Source organism: Roseovarius sp. B-10 (genome assembly GCF_056859295.1).
On record NZ_JBSXOE010000038.1, the window covers coordinates 33,171 to 56,634 of the forward strand.

General features: G+C 62.0%; 16 protein-coding genes, 1 tRNA gene and 1 pseudogene. 12 read left to right on the top strand and 6 right to left on the bottom strand.

What is annotated here, in order from left to right:
- Nucleotides 1–50: 50 nt before the first annotated feature.
- The 4 genes from AC13D8_RS14955 to AC13D8_RS14970 all read right to left on the bottom strand — a co-directional run bounded on the left by AC13D8_RS14955 (nt 51) and on the right by AC13D8_RS14970 (nt 4,639).
- A complete protein-coding gene (locus AC13D8_RS14955) occupies nt 51–827 on the bottom strand; it encodes a DeoR/GlpR family DNA-binding transcription regulator (RefSeq protein WP_482969485.1) in 777 nt (258 codons plus the stop codon).
- Nucleotides 828–2,510: an ABC transporter permease subunit gene (locus AC13D8_RS14960; RefSeq protein ID WP_482969486.1), complete on the bottom strand. Its 1,683-nt coding sequence runs from the start codon at nt 2,508–2,510 to the stop codon at nt 828–830.
- A complete protein-coding gene (locus tag AC13D8_RS14965; RefSeq protein ID WP_482969487.1) occupies nt 2,507–3,547 on the bottom strand; it encodes an ABC transporter ATP-binding protein in 1,041 nt (346 codons plus the stop codon). The genes AC13D8_RS14960 and AC13D8_RS14965 overlap by 4 nt, the downstream gene beginning before the upstream one ends.
- 84 nt (nt 3,548–3,631) lie before the next feature.
- On the bottom strand, nt 3,632–4,639 hold the full coding sequence (locus AC13D8_RS14970) for an ABC transporter substrate-binding protein (RefSeq protein WP_482969488.1): 1,008 nt from the start codon (nt 4,637–4,639) through the stop codon (nt 3,632–3,634).
- A 209-nt stretch (nt 4,640–4,848) separates the two neighbouring features.
- Between AC13D8_RS14970 and hisN the strand changes: the two genes are divergently transcribed.
- The 7 genes and pseudogenes from hisN (at nt 4,849) to AC13D8_RS15005 (ending at nt 15,191) form a co-directional block, all read left to right on the top strand.
- Nucleotides 4,849–5,637 carry a histidinol-phosphatase gene (gene hisN / locus AC13D8_RS14975; RefSeq protein WP_482969489.1) on the top strand — a complete coding sequence of 263 codons (789 nt, stop codon included), beginning with the start codon at nt 4,849–4,851 and terminating at the stop codon, nt 5,635–5,637.
- 119 nt (nt 5,638–5,756) lie between these two features.
- Nucleotides 5,757–6,764 (top strand): annotated as a pseudogene (locus AC13D8_RS14980) (IS5 family transposase); the annotation flags it as partial.
- Nucleotides 6,765–6,906: 142 nt separating this feature from the next.
- Nucleotides 6,907–7,131 carry a hypothetical protein gene (locus AC13D8_RS14985; protein ID WP_482969682.1) on the top strand — a complete coding sequence of 75 codons (225 nt, stop codon included), beginning with the start codon at nt 6,907–6,909 and terminating at the stop codon, nt 7,129–7,131.
- Between the two features lie 207 nt (nt 7,132–7,338).
- Entirely contained in the window at nt 7,339–9,465 is a 2,127-nt protein-coding gene (locus tag AC13D8_RS14990; RefSeq protein ID WP_482969490.1) for an N-6 DNA methylase, read from the top strand.
- Entirely contained in the window at nt 9,462–11,357 is a 1,896-nt protein-coding gene (locus AC13D8_RS14995; RefSeq protein WP_482969491.1) for a restriction endonuclease subunit S, read from the top strand. Before AC13D8_RS14990 ends, AC13D8_RS14995 begins: the two co-directional genes overlap by 4 nt.
- A gap of 35 nt (nt 11,358–11,392) precedes the next feature.
- The gene (locus AC13D8_RS15000; RefSeq protein ID WP_482969492.1) at nt 11,393–12,118 is read left to right on the top strand and encodes a TIR domain-containing protein; all 726 of its coding nucleotides are present in this window, start codon (nt 11,393–11,395) and stop codon (nt 12,116–12,118) included.
- Nucleotides 12,119–12,122: 4 nt separating this feature from the next.
- Entirely contained in the window at nt 12,123–15,191 is a 3,069-nt protein-coding gene (locus AC13D8_RS15005) for a type I restriction endonuclease subunit R (protein WP_482969493.1), read from the top strand.
- Between the two features lie 516 nt (nt 15,192–15,707).
- Here the strand turns inward: AC13D8_RS15005 and AC13D8_RS15010 are convergent.
- On the bottom strand, nt 15,708–16,991 hold the full coding sequence (locus AC13D8_RS15010) for a tyrosine-type recombinase/integrase (protein WP_482969494.1): 1,284 nt from the start codon (nt 16,989–16,991) through the stop codon (nt 15,708–15,710).
- 163 nt (nt 16,992–17,154) lie between these two features.
- Nucleotides 17,155–17,231 (bottom strand) — tRNA-Arg (locus AC13D8_RS15015).
- Between the two features lie 118 nt (nt 17,232–17,349).
- Here AC13D8_RS15015 and AC13D8_RS15020 point away from each other — a divergent pair.
- From AC13D8_RS15020 to pnp, 5 genes are all read left to right on the top strand, one after another.
- Nucleotides 17,350–18,375 (top strand): LacI family DNA-binding transcriptional regulator, encoded by a 1,026-nt coding sequence (locus AC13D8_RS15020; RefSeq protein ID WP_482969495.1) that lies wholly within the window; start codon nt 17,350–17,352, stop codon nt 18,373–18,375.
- A 90-nt stretch (nt 18,376–18,465) separates the two neighbouring features.
- Nucleotides 18,466–19,440: an NAD(P)-dependent oxidoreductase gene (locus tag AC13D8_RS15025; RefSeq protein WP_482969496.1), complete on the top strand. Its 975-nt coding sequence runs from the start codon at nt 18,466–18,468 to the stop codon at nt 19,438–19,440.
- 75 nt (nt 19,441–19,515) lie between these two features.
- A complete protein-coding gene (locus tag AC13D8_RS15030) occupies nt 19,516–20,604 on the top strand; it encodes a calcium-binding protein (RefSeq protein ID WP_482969497.1) in 1,089 nt (362 codons plus the stop codon).
- Nucleotides 20,605–20,771: 167 nt separating this feature from the next.
- The gene (rpsO, locus tag AC13D8_RS15035; protein WP_104019722.1) at nt 20,772–21,041 is read left to right on the top strand and encodes a 30S ribosomal protein S15; all 270 of its coding nucleotides are present in this window, start codon (nt 20,772–20,774) and stop codon (nt 21,039–21,041) included.
- 168 nt (nt 21,042–21,209) lie between these two features.
- Nucleotides 21,210–23,342 carry a polyribonucleotide nucleotidyltransferase gene (pnp, locus tag AC13D8_RS15040; protein WP_482969498.1) on the top strand — a complete coding sequence of 711 codons (2,133 nt, stop codon included), beginning with the start codon at nt 21,210–21,212 and terminating at the stop codon, nt 23,340–23,342.
- The last annotated feature ends 122 nt before the right edge of the window (nt 23,343–23,464 follow it).

The window sequence follows — 23,464 nt, forward strand, 5'->3', positions numbered from 1 at the left end:
ACAATCAAAACGGACCAGTCAGATCAGGCTGCTCAGAAGCTTGCCGTGATCTAAGCAGACTGCCTTGGTTGGTCCGTGGTGGTGACTCTGACGCCGGCTTTTCGAAACGCGTCGAGATCCTCTTCAGTTGCCGCTCGGCTGGTCACTAGCACATCGATCTCTTCTGGCTCCCAGGAACGGACGCGGCTGGTCTCGCCCAGCTTGCTGTGATCGGCCAAAAGAACGGATCGTTGCGACTGTGCCGCCATTGCGATGGCGATCTCGGCCTCCCGCAGGTCATAGAAGAACGCGCCCTTGGTCGGATGGACTGCGACCGGCGCCGAGAAGCACACGTCCGCGCGGAAACGCCGGATCTCGGACAGGGTAAGCTCCCCCACCGTGGCAGGGACGTCGGCAGCCATCCGCCCACCGAGAAGCAGCACCTCGCGGCCCGCCCCCTGAAGCGTCGTCGCCACGTCCAGTGAATTGGTGATCACCGATACGCCCGAAAGCTTTGCGAGCTCCCGGGCGAAGATGGCCGTCGTCGTGCCGGCGTCGACGAGGACCGTCTGCCCAGGCTCGATCAGCCTGGTTGCCTTCCGCGCGATCTCCGACTTCGCGCGTAGCTGGGCCGACATCCGCTTCCTGAACGGCTGCTCGGATCTTGGCTCTGGAAGCACCGCGCCGCCGTGGACCCTGTTGACCTGACCCGTTTCCTGGAGGTCTACCAAGTCTCGGCGCACTGTCTCACGCGACACGTTGAGCATCTCAGCTAGGTCGTTGGCGCTCACCTGCTGGTTCGCAGCCAGCATGGAAAGGATCCGCTGGTGGCGTTCCTTCGCCCACATTCAGGCTCCTCCCTTCACACGGTGCCGCTGGGACATCAGCGCCAGCGTCGCCTTCATGCTCAGCAGGGCCACGCACACGACCGCCATCACGCAGGTGGAGAAGGCCGCCGCCTGGGAGGTCAGGCCGGCATCGTCCAGCCGCATGATGGTGACGGCGGCGACGCTCAGGTCCGGGGTGGTCAGGAAGACCACCGCAGACAACGTCACCATGGAGCGCATGAACAGAAAGAAGAACACCGACACCAGCATCGGCGCGATGAAGGGCGCGATGATGTCGACCGCTGTCCGCCCCAGTCCAGCGCCCAGGCTGCCCGCCGCTTCCTCGAGCGCCGGCGGGAGCTGGCGGAAGCCGGTCATGAGGGTCAGGAAGCCCTGCGTGTGATAGTGGTAGAAGTTCACGATCGCGATCAGCACCGCCGTGCCGTAAAGCAGGTAGAGCGGTGTCGTCGTCGAGTTAAACGTCAGGATATATGCGAGCCCAAGCACCATCCCCGGTACTGCCGCAGGCATGGCGGCCAGAACCTGGATCGGCTGGGCCACGGCGCGGGGTAAGCGGCGCAGTCCCAGGCCGAGGAGGAAGACGGCGAGCGTCCCCCCCGTCGCCGCCATCACCGAGATCACGATGGTTATCCAGAGCGACGAGTAGCCCCCTGCCAAGGTGATGTCGTAGTGCTTGGGCGACAGCGCCATGTTGTAGGGCCACAACGTGACGAAGCTCGCATAGATGACAATGCCGATAACAGCGACGATGCCCGAGCAAATCAGGAGCGAAAGCCCCGCCATGACACTGTCGCGCAGCGGTGCAAAGCTCGGACGGTAACGGACCTCGCCGGTGGCCTGCCCGGTCTGCTGCCGCTTCATCGCCTGGCGTTCAATCGCGTAGGAGATCACCGTGGGCAGCAGGAGCATGATGCCCACCACCGCGCCCATGTTGAAGTTCCGCTGGCCGACCACCTGCGAATAGATCTCGGTCGCCAAGACCGAGTAGTCGCCGCCGATCACGGCCGCATTGCCGAAATCTGTGATCGTGATGGTGAAGCACACGAAAGCAGCATTCAGAATACCAAACCGTGCGGCCGGCAGCGTGAGGTCGCGGAATTGGCGCGAGGGCGAGGCGCCCATGACGTCTGCTGCCTCATAGATTCGCGCATCTAGCAGAACCAGCGCCGCTCCGATGATCATCACCGCCTGCGGGAGGGCATAGAGCGTGTTCGCGATCAGCAGGCCCCAGAATCCGTAGATCTCGATCTCTATGCCGAGCGCGCGGCTCACGACCCCGTTGCGCCCCAGCAGAAAAATCAAGCCCAAGGCCTGCACCAGGGAGGGCGCGAGCAGCGGCAGAACGATCACGCCGCGCACCAGCCATTTGCCGGGGAAAGCGCAGCGATGGAGCCCGTGCGCGATGATGAACCCGAGAAACACGCTGAGCACCGTGGTGGTGCCGCCCATGAGCAGCGAATGCCAGGTCGCGCGCCAGAACCCGGCGGAGCTCAGGACCCGTGCGTAGTTCGCCAGGCCATAGCCGTCCTCCACCGTGAGGGACCGCAGGAAGACGATGACCATCGGGTAGAGGAAGAACAGGATGAGGCCGAGCAGGGGCAAACCGACACACACCCAGGTCAGGAGCCGGTCTTTGTCTGGCCGCCAGCGGGCAGCAGGCATTGACGTCTCCGCAGTGGTCATGCGTGCGCCTCGGTCGGTGCGCGGGCGCTGTCGTCGGCGACCCAGATACAGGCGTCCGGCGCGACCTGGAGCGCCACACGGTCGCCTTCACGGCAGGGATTGGCGCCATGTGTCTCGACCACCAGAGAACCCGCGGGGCTATCGACCTCGAGCCGCCGCAGGTTTCCCAGGAAGCTGATACCGCGGACGGAGGAGTTTCCGTCCGGGTCAGGGGTCACGCCGATCTGCTCGGGCCGAATACAGGCGATGTGGTCGTCCTCCCTGCCCTTCGGTCGTGTCGCCGCGAGATCGGGAAACGCCCGCCCCACCGCGTCGGCGGGAAGAAGGTTGCTAATGCCCATAAACTCGGCGACGAAGCGTGTCCGGGGCCGGTTGTAGAGATCCTCGGGCGTGCCGGCCTGCACCACCACGCCGTGATTCATGCAGATGATCTTGTCGGCAAGGGCCAGCGCTTCTTCCTGATCATGGGTCACCATCAAGGTGGGGATACCGAGCGAGCGCTGGACATGGCGGATTTCGCCGCGCAGTTCGGCCCGGACCTTGGCGTCCAGAGCGGAGAGCGGCTCATCCAGAAGCAAAACCCGGGGATCAACGGCGATGGCGCGGGCGAGCGCGATCCGCTGCTGTTGGCCGCCCGATAGTTGGCCGGGGAAACTGTCGGCCAGTTGCGGCAGCTTCACCAACTTGAGCAACTCCGTCACTCGCCGAGAAATCTCAGGCCGTGATGTGCCGCGGATCTTGAGCCCGTATCCGATGTTCTCGGCCACCGTCATGTTCGGAAAGAGCGAGTAGGATTGGAAAACGATGCCGAAGCCCCGCTTGCGCGCGGGCAGGCCCGACAAGGCCGTGCCTTCCAGCAGGATCTCGCCTTCGTCCAGATCGGAGAGCCCTGCGATCAGCCGCAACAGCGTGGTTTTCCCGCAGCCCGAAGGTCCCAGCAGGCAGACAAACTCCCCTTGGTCAATCTCGATCGAGACGCGGTTGAGCGCCGTGAAGGATCCGTAGATTTTGGTGGCTTCGCGGACGGTGAGATACATGGTGATCTTGTCTTCTTCGCAAATGGCGCGGGCCCCGGGCGAGACCCGCGCGTTGACCGGCGACGTTTGCCGACCAGGGTATTGTCAGCGGCCAAACTTTTCCTTCCAGGTCTGCTTGACCGCAGTCTGGTTCTCGGCAGCTTCGACGAAGTCGATCTTCGCGAGAATCGTCGAGATGTCGGCCGGCAGGCCCGCATCCCTTGCCGCCTGGGACGCATCGACCCCCGGCACGGTGATCAGCGCCTTGTACTGCTGGTAGAGGCCGATTGCTTCCTCCGACATCGTCCAGTCCAGGAAGGCCTTGGCGCCGTCCTTGTTGTCGGAACTAGCCATCAGGCCGGAGGCTTCAAGTTCATAGCCGACACCGCCCTCGGGGAAGACCATGGCGAGCGGGTAGCCCTCCTCGATCGACTGCATCGCGGTAAACGCCAGCGAGATCCCGACGGTGTATTCGCCGACACGCGCCGACTTGCAGGGCTTGGAGCCCGACGAGGTATACTGTGCCATGTTCGGATCGACGGCCTCGAGCTGCGCCCAGCCCGCCTCTTCGCCCATGCTCTGCAGCACGGCGTTCACGTGCAGGTAGCCGGTGCCGGAGGAGTTCGGGTCGGGCATCAGGACTTCGCCCTTGAACGCGGGGTCTTCGAGGTCCTGCCAGCTGGACGGCATCGGAAGGCCCTTGTCCTCTAGCCGGGCGGTGTTGACGCAGAAGGCGCCCATGTAGCCGATCGGCGCGAACCACTTGCCGTCCTCTCCCCGGAAGGTGGCGGGCAGCACGTCCACGCCCTCAGCCGCGTAGGGTTCCAGCATCTCGAGGACCTGCGGGTCCATCATCGCGCTGACGGCCCAGCCCCAGATCACGTCAGCCTGCGGATTGCCCGCTTCGGCCAGCAGGCGCGCGCCCAGCTTGCCCGTCGACAGGCGCAGCAGGTTGATCTCCGTGTCTGGCATCGCCTTCTGTGCGGCCTCGAGATAGGCCGCGATTTCTTCTTCTTCGAGCGCGGTATAGACGGTGATCTCGTCTGCCGCGGCTGACGCCGCGAGGCCGATGGCTGCCAGCGAAGCCAAGGTGGGTTTTGTCCAGGTCATCATTGTCATCTCTCCTTGTTGGTCTGTGCTGTCCCAAGCCAGTGCCTGCATGGATCGGCGCGGGCCCTCTGCGAGACCCGTTCTGATTGCCCCGCCCAGCGAAGCAGGCGTGAGGATATTTGTGTAGTCTTGCACTTTTGTGCGTTTTGTCTAGGATAAATTTTGGCAATGGCGCGCCGTTTCGTGCGGGCTGCTACGGATGAGGAAAAATCATGCAAGGCTCCACGACCTCGAGCGGGACGGACATCCTGGCTGACTTCGCCGACGCGCTCGCGGACGTGACGGACGCGATGGCGATGCAATATTTCCGCAAGCCGCTGGACGTGGAGCACAAGGCCGATCTCTCGCCGGTCACCCGGGCCGACCGTGAGATCGAGGCCGTAATGCGCGAACGAATCTTCGACCGTTTCCCTACCCACGGCATACTGGGCGAAGAGCACGAGGACGCACGTCTGGACGCAGATCATCTTTGGGTGCTCGACCCGATAGACGGAACGAAGAGCTTCGTTACCGGCATGCCGACCTTCGGGACGCTTATCGCCTGCTTATCTGCCGGCCGTCCGGAACTTGGCGTCATCTCCATACCTGCGACCGGGGAACGCTGGCAGAGCCAACGCGGACTTCGGACGACTCTGAACGGCAGGCGCTGCAGCACGAGCGGTCAGACGCGCCTGGCCGATGCCACGCTTTACACCACGACACCTGACACGTTCGATGAGGCAGGCCGCGCCAAGTTCGAGCTACTGTCGCAGAAGGTCGGAATGCGGCGCTTCGGGGGAGACTGCTACGCCTACGGGCTGCTGGCGTCCGGCCATGTCGATCTTGTTCTCGAGATGAATCTGCACCCCTACGACTACATGGCGCTCGTTCCGGTAATCGAAGGGGCTGGAGGCGTCATCACCGACTGGGACGGCAAGCCGCTCGGACTGGACTCGGATGGTCGTGTCATCGCCGCAGCAAGCGTCGCACTGCATCAAGAGGCGCTTGCTACACTGTCCTGATATTCTTTATGCTGGGCTAGTGTTTCTCGAAGTATCGAGTAGCAACGGGTGGTGCACAGTGGCTCTGTTGCACCAATCCCGTGAGGGATTCATCTTGTGAATCCAGCGTGGTAGCTGGGATGCAGAGCAAACCCAGACCCCCGACTTACAAGACCGGGAACTGGCCGACCAATAATGAAGCGCTTAAGCGCCGGGGCTCGCTGACGATCTGGTTCGATCCCGGGATGAGCTGGGATGCCGCGCCGACAGGCAGGCGCGGTCGCCAGCAGACCCAGAGCGATACCGCGATCCAGACGTGCCTGACGATGAAGGGTGAAGGGCGTCCCGGAAACGCGCCGGTGGCGCGTTTCAGCCCTGAACGGGCGAAGCCCCGGGCAGGTTCGGCATGGCGCTGCGGCAGACGACCGGGTTCGTCGAAAGCTTGTTGCGCCTGGTCGGGCTTGGCTGGTCGGTGCCCGACTTCAGCACGCTGTCTCGCCGCCAGAAGACGCTTGCCGTGAACATCCCGTATCGCGGCTCCAGAGGGCCGTTGCCCCCGCTGATCGACAGCACCGGCATCAAGGGCGAAGGCGAATGGCATGCACGCAAGCACGGTGGCCGGAAACGGCGCGTCTGGCGCAAGATCCATCTCGGGATCGACGAGCAAACGCTGGAGGTTCGAGCCGTCGAGATCACCGGGAGCCATGTCGGCGATGCGCCGATGCTGCCCGACCTTCTCAGCCAGATACCGGAGGACCAGGAGATCGGCAGCGTCACGGCAGACGGCGCCTACGACACCCGCAAGTGCCATGATGCGATCGCCGAGCGCGGGGTGCCTGCCGTCGTTCCACCGCGCAGGAACGCCAAACCCTGGAAGACCAGCACCAAGGGTGCCTGGCGCGCAATGAGGCCCTGCGCGCTTCGAAATACCTTGGCCGCGCGCTCTGGCGACGATGGAGCGGATACCACCGCCGAAGTCGCGTCGAAACGAAGATGCATTGCGTGAACCGAAGGTCCGCGAAGCGAAACTGATGGGCCAGAGGCTCACGGCACGGGACTTCGACCGTCAGGTCGCGGAGCTCCAGGTTCGGATCGCCGTCCTGAACGGCTACACCGCACTCGGCATACCTGTCACAGAGGCCGTGGGACAAGTCTGCCCGGGGAAAGGGGAACCTCGGCCATCAGCCGATTTGTGCAACAGAGCCGCGCAGAAGGTTGTATTTGGGATTGACCCTGAAACGCTCTGGCCTTGCGTCTTATCGATCTCCATCAACAACATAAGAGTCCGAAATGATCGACATCGTGACGCTCAAGGCCATCTGCAACGAACTCAAGACCGACCCGCGCGAGGCCCGCGAACGCCTGCGCGCCGCCGCCAGCGATGCCAAGGCGAACCCCGAACTTGCGAAGGCGCGGAAGCCGCGCACGCCGTGGCAGTGGGTGAAAGGGTCCGCCGCCGAGAAGGAGGCGCGGCGCGCCTTGCAGCCCGCAAAGCAGCCCCCAAAGGCGGGATAGACCGCCGCCCCACTCGGAACAACCAGCAACGGGGGTGCACATGGCGCCCCCGAAGAGTGGTCAGCGCAGCGCGTGGGGCTTGGTGTCTTGACCCTCCGATAGTGCTGGCCATTCAGTCCGCCCCTCACTATCCGGTGGACTTCGAAGCCAAAAAAATGTTTCTTGACAAGTAAAAAGCCGGATCGCAGGGGGCAGTTTATAGTGAATGTGCAACAGCATAAGAAGCTAACCGACGACATATGGGAAATCGCCAAGCGCCTTCGTGGCCCCTACCGGCCACCACAGTACCGGCTTGTTATGCTGCCTATGGTGGTCCTGCGCCGTCTGGACTGCGTGCTTGGGGACAGTATCGACCGAGTTCACGACGAGTATGTCCGCCTCAAGGCGGCTGGCACGAACGAAAAGGCGATGGAAAAGATGCTGGCGCGGGTCGCGGACCCTAAGCGCAAGCAGCCCCTCTACAACACCAGCAAATACACCTTCGCCCGCCTGACCGCCGATGCTGAGAGCATCGCGCCCAACCTCGTGGCCTACATCAACGGCTTTTCACCCACGGCCCGTTCGATCTTCGAGAAGTTCAACTTCGCCGAGCAAATCCAGAAGCTCGACGACAGCAACCGCCTGTTCAATATCGTTCAGCAGATGGCGACGGTGCCCCTGCATCCCGATCAGGTTGATAACCTCCAGATGGGCTACCTGTTTGAACATCTGGTGATGAAATTCAACGAACAGGCAAATGAGGAAGCGGGGGACCACTTCACCCCCCGCGAGGTCATCGAACTGATGGCCAACCTCGTCTACACCGGCGAGCAGGACGTTTACAAACCCGGCATCTTTCGCACGATCTATGACCCGACCTGTGGCACCGGCGGGATGCTCTCCGTCTCGGAGCAGCATATCCGCGCGGGCAACAAGGCGGCGAACCTCGCGCTCTATGGGCAGGAATACAATGACGAGAGCTGGGCAATCTGCTGCTCCGACATGCTCATCAAGGACGAAGAGACCGATAACATCATCCTTGGCGATACGCTGGGCGACGGCAAGACGGGCGACGGCTTCGAGGGGCACCAGTTCCATTACATGATGGCGAACCCGCCGTTCGGCGTGGACTGGAAGGACCAGAAAAAGGTCGTCGAGAAGGAACACAAAACGTTGGGTTTCAACGGGCGTTTCGGCGCGGGCACGCCCGACATCGACGATGGGTCGCTCCTGTTCCTCCAGCACATGATCTCCAAGATGCACCCCAGCCCGGACGATCCCGACACCCCCGGCGACGGGTCCAAGATCGCGGTGGTGTTCAACGGCTCGCCCCTGTTCTCGGGCAGTGCAGGGGGTGGCCCGTCCAGCATCCGCCGCTGGATCATTGAAAACGACTGGCTGAACGCGATCATCGGCCTGCCAGATCAGCTTTTCTACAACACCGGCATCTATACCTACGTTTGGATGGTGACAAACCGCAAACCGCCCGAGCGGCGCGGCAAGGTGCAACTGATCGACGGCACCTTGTTTGCCGAGCGGATGGACAAGAGCCTGAACAACAAGCGTCACCGCATCACCGATGCCCAGATCGCCGACCTGACCCGCATCTATGGCAACTACCGCGACGGCGAACAGGCCGAGGTGGTGGTGAACAAGAAGACGGGCGAGAAGGAAACCCGCACCGTTTCGCGCATCTTCAAGAACCACGAGTTCGGCTTTCTGCGAATCGTCGTGGAACGCCCCCTGCGCATGAATTTCCAGACCACGCCGGAACGGATCGCGCGGCTAGATGACCTCGACCCCGACAAGCACCCGGTCGCGGACATGCGGGCGGTGGTCGAGGCGATGGACGCTGACCGCCTTTACATGGACCTTGCAGAGTTTGACGCCGACGTGGTCGCCACCGCCACCGATCTGGACATCAAGCTGGGCAAGCCCGTGCGTAAGACCCTGTGGATGACCATCGGTGACAAGGACCAGCGGGCCGAAAAGTGCATCTGGGTGGGCGACCGACCCGAGCCTGACCCCGAGTTGCGCGATACCGAGAATGTGCCGCTGCCCGACTGGACGCAGCTCCCCCTGCCGATGCCCTTTGGCCCTGATCCACAGAACAAGCTGAACGGCGATTTGGTCAAGCTGATGACCCCGGCCATTGATGCGTACATGGCCGACGAGGTGCTGTCCCATGTGCCCGATGCTTGGGTGGACTATGGCCGCACCAAGGTTGGTTATGAAATCCCGTTCAACCGGCATTTCTATGTCTACAAGCCCCCGCGCGAACTGGACGAGATCGAAGGCGAGATCGAGACGCTGGAAGGTGAGATCGCCAAGCTGCTGGAAGGGCTGACGGCATGAGCTTTGTTGCGCGTCCTGATAACAGCCCCACATGGGCCGACGACCTGCCAGAGGGCTGGACTGCTGATTGGGTCAAGTGGTCCGTCGCGTTTGCGTCGGCGAAGCCCGATGGCGAAGACATTGAAAAGCTGCCCTATATCTCGAACGAGGACATCGCGTCTTGGACCGGCAAGCTGCTCAAGGAAGACCCTCAGCCTGCCGACAAGGAGGGACGGCTGTTCCGGCGCGGTGACGTGCTGTTCAACAAGCTGCGCCCCTATCTTGCCAAGGTCTATCATGCAGACTTCGACGGGATCAGCTCGGGCGAGTTGCTGAACCTACGGGCGTCGGAACGTGTCCTGCCCCGGTTCCTGTTTCATGTGCTGTCGTCGTATCCGTTCATCGACATCATCAATTCCGAGAGCTTTGGCACCAAGATGCCCCGCGCGGATTGGGAGACCGTGGGCCACCAGCCCTTGCCACTCCCCGACCTCGACACCCAGCGGCGGATTGCGGGGTATCTGGATGACAAGACAGCGCAGATTGATGCGCTGATCGAGAAGAAGCGGACGCTGCTGGACCGTCTGGCTGAGAAACGCCAAGCCCTCATCACCCGCGCCGTCACCCGTGGCCTCAACCCCGACGCCCCCCTGAAAGACAGCGACATTGACTGGCTCGGCAAGGTTCCGGCGCATTGGGAGGTGTGGCCGCTCAAGAGGTATCTGACTGAAAGCCAGTATGGGATTTCAGAGGCGCTGTCTGAGGCGGGTGAGGTCGCCATCTTGCGGATGGGCAACATCCAGAACCTTGGCGTTGACCTTACCGAATTGAAGTTTGTCGACGAGGTCGCGCCCTTCCTGTTGCTGCAAGAGAAAGACGTTTTGTTCAACCGCACCAACAGTATCGACCTTGTGGGCAAGTCGGCGATCTACAACGGGACATACGAGGGCGCTTTGTCTTTTGCGTCCTACTTGGCTCGATTTAGGTTTGACGCCCGATACTTGCCGGAGTTCGCCAACTTCGTCTTCGGGACGGAACAGCTCTTGGAATACGCGAGAACCATGGCATTTCGGGCCATCGGTCAGGCCAACTTGAACCCCACACGCTTCGCTGAAATCGCCGTGCCCGTACCGCCAGTCGAAGAGCAGCGAGCGATCATTGATTTCCTCACGCCGCATGGTGAGCAGACAGAGGCGGCGACCTCTCAGATTGCTGCCTCAGTCGAGAAGCTGACCGAATACCGCGCCGCCCTCGTCACCGCCGCCGTGACGGGCAAGATCAAGGCGCTTCTGACCGAGGACACCTGTATACCCGCAAAGAAGGAGGCCCCCGCCGCCTTCAAACGCTCGGTGCTTTCTGCCTATATCGCCGACACGCTCTGCGACCACCCCACCTTTGGCCGGGTGAAGTTCCAGAAGCTCTTGCACCTGTGCGAAGCACACCTGGAAATTCAGGAGGTCGCGGGCAACTACCACCGCGATGCCGCTGGCCCGTTCGACACGCAGATGATGCGCTCGGTCCATTCCCAGATCGAAAAGCAGGGCTGGATCGCCCCGGTGAAGGGCGACAAGGGTTGGACCTATGCCCGAGGCGAAAAGGTGGACGGCTACCGCGCCCATTTCGACCGCTACTTCGGCGACCGCAAAAAGGCGCTGGAAGACCTCCTCGCCCTGATCGCGCCGATGAAGACCCAACAGGCCGAGATCGTCTCGACCGCCTTCGCCGCGTGGAATGATCTGCTGCTGGAAGGCAAGACGCCCACGGATGATGAGATCGTGAACCTGATCCTGAACGACTGGACCGAAAGCAAGAAAGCGATCAGCGCCGACCGCTGGCATAGCGCCTTGGACTGGATGCGAGAAAAGGGCCTCACCCCACGCGGGCTGGGGGAGCAGACGAAAAGGAAGAGTTAAGGCGCTTGTCGCCTGCGTTGTTATGGAGGGATTGTATGGCTGACGTTTTTCACGATGGAATTAAAGCTCTGATGGCAAGGGTTGCCGCCAGCGGCATCATTGGCGAATGGACCGAGGAGGCGGGCGGAACCAAGCATGTTTTCCGGTCTCGTGAACGTGGGGTTCTGAACTACTGGCCCAATAAAGGGACCGTGCAGTATCAGGGCAAGCCCGAGGCGCAGGCTCCCTTGAAGGCCGTGCTTGCGGATGATGCGCCCGTAGCTCCGGCTGCTTCTGCGACCCAGGTTGACGCAAAGACGAAGATTTTCGTGGTTCATGGTCATGACTCTCAGGCGTTGGAACAGCTTGAACTGGTCCTGCGCAGGCTCGGTCTCGACCCATACATCCTCCAGAACAACGATGGCGGTTCCAACACCATCATTGAAGCCTTGGAACAGCAGATTTATCAAGAAGCGGCCTTCGGTATCGTTCTGATGACGCCTGACGACTTCGGCTATCCCAAGGCCAAGGGCGATGACGCGATCCAGCCACGCGCCCGCCAAAATGTGATCCTTGAGTTAGGAATGGTCCTCGCATCCCTAGGACGCAACCAAATGGTTGTCCTCAAGAAAGGCGCTCTGGAAACCCCCAGCGATGTTGATGGGGTTCTGCGCCTTGAGTTTAATGATCACGTCAAAGAAGTCGCCGTGAAGCTCGCACGTCGCATCAAAGCAGCTGGAATCGAGATTGATGATGCCCTGATTGCTGGTTGCGGGGCGTGACATCATGGCAGGGCACACCGAGACCGATTTTGAGAAGGCAATTGAACACGGGCTGACCTCGTGTGGTGGCTATGACCGCCGGTCGCCTAACGATTTCAATGAGGACTTGTGCCTGTTCCCTGCCGATGTGCTGGGGTTCCTCAAGGATACGCAACCGCAGAAATGGGATCAGCTTGAAGCCCTGTTGAAGGGGCAGACAGAGGATCAAGTGCTGTCCGATCTCGCCAAGGAGCTGACGACCAAGGGCACGCTGCACGTCCTGCGCCACGGGTTCCGCTGCTACGGCAAGACCCTGCGACTGGCCTACTTCCAGCCGAACACGGGCATGAACCCCGAGACGACCGCGCTCTATGCTAAGAACCGCCTGACTATCACCCGGCAGGTCGTCTTCACCTCGGTCAAGAAGGCCCCCGGCGGCAAGGCCAAGCGGTGCATCCTCGACGTGACGCTTGCTGTGAACGGCCTGCCGGTCGCCACCGCCGAATTGAAGAACCCGATGACCGGCCAACGGGCCGTTGACGCCAAGAAACAGTATGAGCGCGACCGCGACGAACGCGACCTGATGTTCAAGTTCAAGGAACGCGCCCTTGTGCATTTCGCCGTGGACCCGGACGAGGTGTGGATGACCACGCGCCTCAAGGGGGGCGAGACATTCTTCCTGCCGTTCAACAAGGGCCACAACCGGGGTGCGGGTAATCCGCCTGTAGAGGGGAACTGGAAGACCGCCTACCTGTGGGATGAGGTTTTGGCGCGGGATAGCCTCTTGGACATCCTGCAACGGTTCATGCACTTGGAGGTGAAGGAAAAGAAGGTCGCCACCCACCGGGGTCCGAAGACCGTTCGCAAGGAAACAATGATCTTCCCCAGGTATCATCAACTCGACGCGGTGCGGAAGCTGGTGGCCCATGCCAAGGAGCATGGAGCAGGCCGCAACTACCTCGTGCAGCACTCTGCTGGGTCGGGCAAGTCGAACAGCATCGCGTGGCTGGCGCACCGGCTGGCGGGCCTGCATGACGCGGTGGATGCGAAGATTTTCCATTCGGTGATCGTGGTGACGGATCGCCTTGTTCTGGATCAGCAGTTGCAGAACACGATCTACCAGTTCGAGCACAAGACCGGGGTTGTCGAGAAGATCGACGAGAATACCCAGCAGCTCACCCGAGCGATCTCGAATGGGGTTCCGATCATTATTTCCACGATCCAGAAGTTCCCGTTCATCGCTCAAGCACTGCGCACGCTGGAGGACAAGGGCGAAGAGGTGGCGCTGACCACAGCAGGTAAGCGTTATGCTGTGATCGTGGATGAGGCGCATTCGTCGCAGACTGGTGAAACGGCATCTGCACTGCGCGGGATGCTGAACAAGGACGGGATCGAGGCCACCATTGCGGCGCAGCTTTCGGACGTGGAAGATGAGACCCTGACCGACGACGCGAAACGGGCGATCCTGCTGGACACGCTGCGGCGTGGGAAGCAGCCGAACCTGAGTTTCTTCGCCTTCACGGCCACACCCAAGTTCAAGACCAAGGCGATGTTTGACGAGCCGGGACCGGATGGTCAGTCGCCATTCCACGAGTATACGATGAAGCAGGCCATCGAGGAGAGCTTCATCATGGATGTCCTCAAGAACTACACGACCTTTAAGCGGTTCTTCGGGCTGGTGAAGCAGATTGAGAATGACCCACAGGTGCCGAAACGGGCAGCAGCCAAAGTCCTGACCCAGTTCCTCACACTGCATCCACATAACATTGAACAGGTCGTCACGATTATCGTCGAGCACTTCCGCTCGAACGTGATGCATGAGATCGGCGGGCGGGCAAAAGCGATGGTCGTGACTGGCTCTCGCCTAGAGGCCGTGCGTTACAAACTCGCCTTTGATCGCTACATTGAGGAACGCGGTTACAAAGGGATCAAATCTCTGGTGGCCTTCTCGGGCACTGTCGAAGACCCCGCCATCCCAGAAAGCGCCTACACCGAAGTTGGGATGAACAATGGGCTGCCGGAAGCAGAACTGCCCGAGACATTTGACAGCGATGAGTTTCGCGTTCTCTTGGTTGCCGACAAGTATCAGACCGGTTTCGATCAGCCGCTGCTGCAAACGATGTATGTCGTCAAGCGGTTGGCGGGGGTGCAGGCTGTCCAAACATTGTCTCGGTTGAACCGCATGGCTCCGGGCAAGTCGCGGACCTTTGTTCTCGACTTCGCAAACGAGGAAGAGGACATCTTCAAGGCGTTCAAGCCGTACTACGAGGATACGCCCACCGGCGAGAACGTAGACCCGCAGCGCCTGAACGAGCTACAGCATCGACTACTTGAGTGGGCGATCTTCACGCTTGAGGATGTCAGCGCCTTTTCTGTCGTCTGGTATGGCAAGAAGAAGGATCACACCGCATCCGACCATCGGACGATGAACGCTATTCTGGATCGCACGGTTGACACTTTTCAGGATCGAGAAGAGGAAGAGCGTGAAGAGTTCAGGGGGCAGATTACCGCGTTTCGCAACCTCTACGCCTTCCTGTCGCAGATCATCCCTTATCAGGATAGCGAGCTTGAGCAGTTCTATACCTTCTGCCGCAACCTGATCTCCAAGCTGCCGCCTCCGGGGGATGGGTCGTCCTTCACTCTGGATGACGAAGTTGCGTTGAAATACTTCCGCATTCAACAGATGACGCAGGGATCAATCGACCTCGATGACGGGGAGACCGACCCACTGAAAGGGCCAACAGATGTCGGTTCGGGTGGACGGAAAGATGAAGAGGTCGGGTTGCGTGACCTTGTGGAGAGGTTAAACGAGCGGTTCGGCACCAGCTTCACTCGTGCGGATCAGCTTTTCTTCGAGCAGGTTCGCGAGAGCGCCGAAAGCGATGATCGTATTGTCGAAGCTGCGCTCGCCAACAAGTACGACAACTTCTCGTCCTACCTTGAACGGATGTTGGATGAACTGTTCATCGACCGAATGGATGGCAACGAGGAAGTGTTCTCGAAAGTGATGAGCGATCAGCCGTTTCGCTCAGCGGTTCACAAGGGCCTAGCCAGAGAACTCTATGAGCGTATCCGCGCGGGAAGGCGTCACTGACCGCAATGGCGAAAACCTTTGACGGGTCGAGCGTGTTGCCCCCGTGTCTGTGTCTCGGTTCATGGTACAGAATGCTACCCAAGACCATCGTCGAGGAATTGCCCCGATGTTCTGAAAAATAATCTTTTTATTTCCGATGCTTAAGTTGTTTCCGGGGCGGAATAGAACCACCGACACGAGGATTTTCAATCCTACCAAAGAGCTTGCTATCATGCGGATTACGGGAGAAATCTTACAGCCAAATCAAGCTCGGTTTTTGCATCAAAACTCCGCCACACAGAATGAACATACATGCTCCCGGATACTTGGACAGGATCTGGCGTGATTTAAGCTACTCGTTGCCCTTGCTGATGGGGTTGGGTTTCTTCGCTTCTCAGCGACTAGACCACGGCGGGTGGCCTGCCGGCAAGGGCCGCTTGTGGGCATTGGTGGTTGTAGAAGGTCATCCATTTTAGAATGCTCGCCTTCGCCTCTGATCCGGCCTCTCACGCATGCAGGTAAGGAGATGACCTTCACTCAGAGCGCCACCCGCTGAATCTGCGCCTGCCGAAACCGCAGATCACCACCCGAGCCGTAACGCTCGCGCCCGAGGGCATGCCCCAGGAAATCCCGGCGCAGGCGCTCGTCGATGCCCGCCTCCAACATCCTGTCCTCGAAGGAATGCCGCAGGCAGTAGAGCGTGTGCTGCGGCGTCTCCATCAGCCCGTTCTCGCGCAGATACTTGTTCACCGTCTGGCTCAGCCCCGGCTTGTCATAGTAGCGCGGGAAGCCGTTGGGAAAGGCGCGCATCGCTTCCAGCGAGACACCGGCGAGCGGAATGACACGTTCCGAGTTGCGTGTCTTGAGCGCGCGGCGTTTCTCCCCGTCGATCTGCGGGCGCACCTCGATATGGGGCACCGCGTGATCAAGCCGAATATCCGCGGCCTGCAGCCCCGCCGCTTCCGAAGGGCGCAGCCCGGTATTGACCATGAGCAGCACGATCCCCCGCGCCTGATCATTGAGACCGCGCAGGTTGTCCCCTTCCACCAGAACCCGCTTGATCCACTCGGTGCTGAACGGTTTGCGGGTGACTTCGCCCTGGGATTTGAAACCCCAGTCACTCAAGGGGAGGTCGAGACCAAGCATGCGCATCTTGTTCACCCGGCGCAGGACCGTACCGAAGAACATGATCTGCTTGTTGGCGGTCTCCACCTTGATCTCGCCCCGCTCGATGCGCCCCCAATACCATTCGCGGAGCTCCATCATGTGATCCGCCGAGAGCCGCTCGATCTCGATGTCACCTATCACATCGACGAAGTTCCTGATGGCCCGCTTGAAGCTGTTGGCCCAGACCCGGCGCTGGTTCGGGCTCTTGGCCGCCGCCTCGTCCTTGGTCAGCTCCCAGAAGATTTCCAGGCACTCTGTGATGGTGGTCCCGGGCTCTTTGACGGCCCCGAGAAAGGCCCTGCCTTTGCGGTCGTCGATCGTGCCATCGGGACGCATCGCGGCCTCGACCCGGGCCACGATCTCGTCGAGGGGCAGTTCGGCAATCCTCTTGGCGGGTAGAAACTCGTAGCCCCGCGCGTACGCAAGTTCTCGCGCCGCCTCGTAACGCTCCCGGGCGATGTCGGTGTCACCACGGAGCAGGGCTTCCCATTGCGCCACCAGGTTGTTCCAGACCTCTTCTTCCTTGCGGCGTGCCTCGGTGAGGCTATCCGTTTTGAGCGAAACGTAGACGACCTTGCGCTCTTCGACGGCCGCGTAGCGTTTCGGCACGCGGCGGCGGAGATGGTACGTGGACCCGCGGAGATGAATCGGCATGGTGCTAAGCTGTCTTAAAGTGGTATGCTATGCAAGCATTTGTGCAGCAAAATGTGTGGCAAAATGTGCAGCAAAAGTGCAATCAGTTGATGGTGATTTTGCGCCACACTTCCCAATAATTGTTTGAATTCAGATGTTTAGACGAGATGTCGCGTTTGGCGTATGGCGACCCCGGCAGGATTCGAACCTGCAACCTGCCCCTTAGGAGGGGGCTGCTCTATCCAGTTGAGCCACGGGGCCTTGCGGCGGTGGTCTAGCGTCTCGGGCGGGGATTGTCATCGGGGTTTTCGCTCCGGCTTGATCGCGGACGCGCGATCAGGCTAAGTGAGGACATGCTTTTCCTTTCCGGACCACGGTCTTGAACCCACCCGACCACCACCCTTTGACCCTGCGCGACGTCTCGGAGGCGGCGGGCGTGTCGGAGATGACCGTGAGCCGCGTGTTGCGCAACAAGCGCGACGTGTCCGAGGCCACGCGCCTGCGCGTGCTGGAGGCGGCGCGGCGGCTGGGATACGTGCCCAACAAGATCGCGGGTGCGCTGGCGAGTCAGCGGGTCAACCTCGTGGCGGTGATCATCCCGTCGATGTCCAACATGGTGTTTCCCGAGGTGATGACCGGGATCACTGGCGTGCTGGAGGAGACCGGGCTTCAGCCGGTGGTGGGGCTGACGGGGTATCGTCCTGAAAAGGAAGAGAAAGTTCTATATGAAATGCTGTCATGGCGGCCCGCGGGGGTGATCATCGCGGGGCTGGAGCATTCCGAGGCGAGCCGCGCCATGCTGCGCGCGAGCGGCATTCCGGTGGTCGAGATCATGGACGTGGACGGCACGCCGATCGATTCCGTGGTGGGCATTTCGCACAGGCGCGCCGGGCAGCAGATGGCGCAGGCGATCATCCGCGCGGGGTATCGCCGGATCGGCTTCATGGGCACCAAGATGCCGCTCGACCACCGCGCGCGCAAACGTTTCGAGGGGTTCACAGAGGCGCTGGCCAAGGCCGGGATCGAGATGGCCGATCACGAGTTCTATTCCGGCGGATCGGCGCTGGCCAAGGGGCGCGAGATGACCGCCGAGATGCTGCGGCGCTCGCCTGACCTGGATTTCCTGTATTATTCCAATGACATGATCGGGGCGGGCGGGCTGCTCTACCTGCTCGAACAGGGCGTGGATATCCCCGGCCGGATCGGGCTTGCGGGGTTCAACGGGGTCGAGCTGCTCGATGGTCTGCCGCGCCGTCTGGCGACGATGGACGCTTGCCGGCTCGAGATCGGGCGCAAGGCCGCCGAGATCATCGCTGCACAAGCCTCCGGCCCCGAGGCGCGCGAGCGGGTGCGTATCGCGCTGGAGCCGCGGCTCGAGCCGGGGGATACGCTGCGGGTGCCCTGAAGGCCCCGGTCGGGCGGTGAAATTTCTCCTTTGATTTTCACGAGAGAATCGCGAAAGGCTGGCAAATCACCTTATTGCCGGGAGGGGCACATGCGGATCGGATTCATCGGGCTGGGAAATGTCGGGGGCAAGCTGGCCGGAAGCCTCTTGCGCAACGGCCACGACCTGCAGGTTCACGACCTGAACCGGGAGGTTCGCGACGGCTTTGCCGCGCGGGGCTGCAAGGTTTCGTCAACCCCCGCGCATATGATGCGCGACTGCGAGGCGGTCATCACCTGCCTGCCCTCGCCCGCGGCGAGCGCGGCGGTGATGGAGGAAATGCTGCCCGAGGTGGGGCCGGGCAAGATCTGGATGGAGATGTCCACCACCGACGCCGCCGAGATCACCCGCCTGGGCGGCATGGTGATCGAGCGCGGCGGGGCGGCGGTGGATTGCCCGGTCTCGGGTGGTTGTCACCGGGCGGCGACGGGCAACATCTCGATCTTCGCGGGCTGCGACCGCGCCACGTTCGAGCGCATCCTGCCACTGCTGACGACGTTGGGGCGGCGGGTGCTGCATACCGGCGAGCTGGGCAGCGCCTCGGTGCTCAAGGTGATGACCAACTACCTCGCGACCGCCAACCTGCTGTCGGTCTGCGAGGCGCTGGTGACGATGAAGGCGGCGGGGATGGACCTTGCCACCACATACGAGGCGATCCGAATCAGTTCGGGCACGTCCTTCGTGCACGAGACGGAGAGCCAGGTGATCCTCAATGGCTCGCGCGATATCAATTTCACCATGGACCTGGTGATGAAGGATATCGGCCTGTTTCAGTCGATCGCCGAGCGCGCGGGCGTGCCGCTGGAAATCTCGCCGATGATGATCGACATCTTCCGCGACGGGATGGCGCGCTATGGCGCGCGGGCACAATCCGACGACATCATCCGGCGGCTGGAGGAGGCCACGGGGCTCGACATCACGGCACCGGGCTTTCCGGCGGACATGGTCGATGACGAACCCGAGGAGCCGGGCTACGAGGTCTATCCGCCGGGCCGCGCCCCTGAGGCGGTCGCCGAGGAGCGTTAACCAGCCTGCCAGATACATGTTGCCTGTTGCGTGCAGCGGGTGGCATTCTCGTGCGGTGGTGCGCGAGGTTGTGTGATGTTGTTTATTGCGAGTCTTCTGGGGATGGCGGCCTTCGGGGCCACGGCGTTTGTCGGGCTTGGCGGTGAGACGGAGGATGCGTCGGCAGGCGGGTCCGAATCCGGCGATGGGAGCGATGCGTCCGGTTCGGACGTAACCGTCTCTGGCGATGGATCGGACCTGTTGAACGCGGTACTGGATGCGGTGGCGGATGACGGCATCGCCACGCATGACGCGGATGACAGCGAAAGCGGGCCTGAAGACACCGACGCGGCAACGGGGTGGCAAATCGTTGATGGCACGGGCGTTGCCGAGACCATCACCGGCGGCGACGATCCCGAGATGATCGGCGGGCGCGGCGGCGCGGACGTGATCGACGGGAACGGCGGTGATGATGAGCTGCGCGGTGGCGACGGCGATGACGAATTGTACGGTGGCGCGGGTGATGACACGCTGCACGGCGAGGATGGGGCCGACACGCTCGACGGCGAAGCGGGCGACGACCGGCTGTTCGGGCACAACGGCGATGACATACTGTCGGGCGGCGACGGCGATGACAGCCTCGTGGGCAGCGCCGGGAACGATACGCTCTCGGGCGGGGAGGGTGACGACGCGCTGCACGGCGACCTCGACGATGACCGGCTGGATGGCGGCATAGGGTCGGACACGCTGTTTGGCGGGCATGGCGATGATACGGTGACGGGGATCGTGGACGACCCGGCGACCGATGGCATTGACGATACCGATACCGGACGCGATTACCTCAACGGAGGCGGTGGCGACGACGTGATCGTGGCGGGGCGCGGCGATATCGTGACCACCGGCGGTGGGTCCGACACGGTGATGCTGGGCGACTGGCTCGACGCCGATCACCAGGCGGAAATCCTCGATTTTTCGGCGGCGGACGACATGCTCATGGTGTTTCATGACGCACCGGAGGGGGCGGAGCCCGAGATCACTCTCGAACCGGATGCCGACGATCCCGCGGCGCAGCGCCTGCTGCTCGACGGTATCGAGATCGCGCGCATTGCCGATGCCGAGGGGCTGACGCTTGACCATGTCGCGCTGGTGGCGCAGGTGCAGATGCCGGTGCCGACCGCCGGGTGAGGCGGTGGTGATCGCGGGCCTTGCCCGGGGCGGATTCATGCTTTTCTTTCGCGCGCAGTTGGCCTATACGCGCGAGACCCCCCGGCGCGGCAACGCGGCGGGGAAACGGACCTTGCTGGACGACATCCCGGCTTGTGCCCGCAACCCCCGGACCGAAGGAGAGACCGATGTCGATCACTGTCGAAGAGAAATCCCGCGTCATCAAGGACTTCGCGACCAAGGAGGGCGATACCGGCTCTCCCGAAGTACAGGTCGCCATCCTGACCTCGCGGATCACCACCCTGACTGAGCATTTCAAGACCCACAAGAAGGACAACCACGGGCGCCGTGGCCTTCTGAAGATGGTCGCACAGCGACGCAAGCTGCTGGATTACCTGCGCGGCAAGAACGAGGACCGCTATCGCGACCTCATCAAGCGCCTCGGCATCCGCCGCTGACACCATAAGCCGCGCCCCCAACGGGGCGCGGTTTTCGCATGATCCGATTGCGGCCCGGACCGGCCTTCGCCGGTGTCGCAGGATGAACACGAGAGGGCCGTGGGGCATGGGGCCCCGCAAGAAACGGGCCGCGCGGGATACGCCCGGCGGGCCAAGCTAGGAAACGTGATGTTTACTGAGACGAAAAAATCGATGCAGTGGGGGGAGGAAACCCTCACTCTTGAAACCGGCAAGATCGCCCGTCAGGCGGACGGGTCGGTGATTGCCACCCTTGGCGAGACGTCGGTCATGGCCAACGTGACCTTTGCCAAGGAACCCAAGCCGGGACTGGATTTCTTCCCGCTGACGGTCCATTACCAAGAAAAGTACTATGCCGCGGGCAAGGTGCCCGGCGGCTTTTTCAAGCGCGAGGCGCGCCCGTCGGAGAAGGAAACGCTGACCGCGCGCCTGATCGACCGGCCGATCCGCCCGCTCTTCGTGCCCGGCTTCAAGCATGAGACGCTGGTGATGTGCACCGTGCTGAGCCATGATCTCGTCAACGACCCGGACATGGTGGCGATGATCGCCACTTCCGCCGCGCTGACAATCTCGGGTGCGCCGTTCCGCGGGCCGATCGGCGGCTGCCGCGTGGGGTATGCGGATGGCGAATACATCCTCAACCCCGAGATCGACGACATGCACGAGCTGCGCAACAACCCCGAGCAGCGGCTCGACCTGGTTGTCGCGGCCACGCGCGACGCGGTGATGATGGTCGAATCCGAGGCCTATGAACTGTCGGAAGAGGAAATGCTCGGCGCCGTGACTTTCGCGCATGAGCAGATCAAGCCGGTCTGCGACATGATCGTGGAATTCGCCGAGGAATGCGCCAAGGAGCCGTTCGACTTTACCCCGCCGGATTACTCGGAGCTTTTCGCTGCCGTCAAAGCCGCCGGTGAAGAGCAGATGCGCGCCGCCTTTGCCATTCGCGACAAGCAGGAGCGCACGCACGCGATCTCTGCCGCGAAAGAGGCGATCAAGGCGCAATTGAGCGAGGAACAGCTTGAGGATGCCAATCTCGGCGCCGCGCTCAAGAAGCTCGAGTCGGTGGTGCTGCGTGGCGACGTGGTGAAGAACGGCAACCGGATCGACGGTCGTCGTCTGGATGAGATTCGCCCCATCGCCTGCGAGACCGGCCTGCTGCCGCGCACGCATGGCTCGGCGCTTTTCACCCGTGGCGAGACGCAGGGCCTGGTGGTCACGACGCTCGGCACCGGCGATGACGAGCAATTCGTCGATGCGCTGCACGGCAATTTCAAGTCCAACTTCCTGCTGCACTACAACTTCCCGCCCTACTCGGTCGGCGAGGCGGGGCGCGTCGGTCCTCCGGGACGGCGCGAGATCGGTCACGGCAAGCTCGCGTGGCGCGCGCTTCAGGCGGTGCTGCCGCCGGCGACGGATTTCCCCTACACGATCCGGCTGGTTTCCGAGATCACGGAATCCAACGGGTCGTCGTCGATGGCCTCGGTCTGTGGCGGGTCGCTGTCGATGATGGATGCGGGCGTACCGCTCAAGACGTCCGTTGCCGGCGTGGCGATGGGCCTCGTGCTGGAGGAAGACGGCTCTTACGCGGTGCTGTCGGACATCCTCGGTGACGAGGACCATCTCGGCGACATGGATTTCAAGGTCGCGGGCACTGCCGAGGGCATCACGTCCTTGCAGATGGACATCAAGGTCGCGGGGATCACCCCCGAGATCATGCGCGTCGCGCTTGCACAGGCCAAGGAAGGCCGGATGCACATCCTGGGCGAGATGGACAAGGCGCTCTCGGGTGCCAACGAGTTCAGCGTCCATGCCCCGCGCATCGAGACCATGCAGATCCCCACCGACAAGATCCGTGAAGTGATCGGCTCGGGCGGCAAGGTGATCCGCGAGATCGTCGAGGTCTCGGGTGCCAAGGTCGACATCAACGATGAGGGAACCATCAAGATCGCCTCGCCCAACGGTGAGGCCATCCAGAAGGCCTATGACATGATCCACTCGATCGTGGCCGAGCCGGAGGAAGGCAAGATCTACAAGGGTACCGTCGTCAAGATCGTCGATTTCGGTGCCTTCGTGAACTTCTTTGGCAAGCGCGACGGCCTGGTGCATGTGAGCCAGATCGAGAACCGCCGCCTGAACCATCCCTCTGACGTGCTCAAGGAGGGCCAGGAGGTCTGGGTCAAGCTGCTGGGCTTTGACGATCGCGGCAAGGTGCGCCTGTCGATGAAGGTCGTGGACCAGGAGACCGGCGAAGAAGCCAAGAGCGAGGAAGCGGCGGACTGATCAGCCCACCGCTCACTTGATCGCATTGGCGCGCCGCGGGAGACCGCGGCGCGTTTTTCTTTGGCGATCCCCGGTGGCGGGGTGGCGCAAAACCGCGTGCTTGTGTCGGGATTGACAGTCCC

What these genes read in the sequence shown, in the direction of transcription:
- AC13D8_RS14955 (WP_482969485.1), bottom strand. Translation starts at nt 827, where the DNA reads ATGTGGGCGAAGGAACGCCACCAGCGGATCCTTTCCATGCTGGCTGCG.
- AC13D8_RS14960 (WP_482969486.1), bottom strand. Translation starts at nt 2,510, where the DNA reads ATGACCACTGCGGAGACGTCAATGCCTGCTGCCCGCTGGCGGCCAGAC.
- AC13D8_RS14965 (WP_482969487.1), bottom strand. Translation starts at nt 3,547, where the DNA reads ATGTATCTCACCGTCCGCGAAGCCACCAAAATCTACGGATCCTTCACG.
- AC13D8_RS14970 (WP_482969488.1), bottom strand. Translation starts at nt 4,639, where the DNA reads ATGATGACCTGGACAAAACCCACCTTGGCTTCGCTGGCAGCCATCGGC.
- hisN (WP_482969489.1), top strand. Translation starts at nt 4,849, where the DNA reads ATGCAAGGCTCCACGACCTCGAGCGGGACGGACATCCTGGCTGACTTC.
- AC13D8_RS14985 (WP_482969682.1), top strand. Translation starts at nt 6,907, where the DNA reads ATGATCGACATCGTGACGCTCAAGGCCATCTGCAACGAACTCAAGACC.
- AC13D8_RS14995 (WP_482969491.1), top strand. Translation starts at nt 9,462, where the DNA reads ATGAGCTTTGTTGCGCGTCCTGATAACAGCCCCACATGGGCCGACGAC.
- AC13D8_RS15000 (WP_482969492.1), top strand. Translation starts at nt 11,393, where the DNA reads ATGGCTGACGTTTTTCACGATGGAATTAAAGCTCTGATGGCAAGGGTT.
- AC13D8_RS15005 (WP_482969493.1), top strand. Translation starts at nt 12,123, where the DNA reads ATGGCAGGGCACACCGAGACCGATTTTGAGAAGGCAATTGAACACGGG.
- AC13D8_RS15010 (WP_482969494.1), bottom strand. Translation starts at nt 16,991, where the DNA reads ATGCCGATTCATCTCCGCGGGTCCACGTACCATCTCCGCCGCCGCGTG.
- AC13D8_RS15025 (WP_482969496.1), top strand. Translation starts at nt 18,466, where the DNA reads ATGCGGATCGGATTCATCGGGCTGGGAAATGTCGGGGGCAAGCTGGCC.
- AC13D8_RS15030 (WP_482969497.1), top strand. Translation starts at nt 19,516, where the DNA reads ATGTTGTTTATTGCGAGTCTTCTGGGGATGGCGGCCTTCGGGGCCACG.
- rpsO (WP_104019722.1), top strand. Translation starts at nt 20,772, where the DNA reads ATGTCGATCACTGTCGAAGAGAAATCCCGCGTCATCAAGGACTTCGCG.
- pnp (WP_482969498.1), top strand. Translation starts at nt 21,210, where the DNA reads ATGTTTACTGAGACGAAAAAATCGATGCAGTGGGGGGAGGAAACCCTC.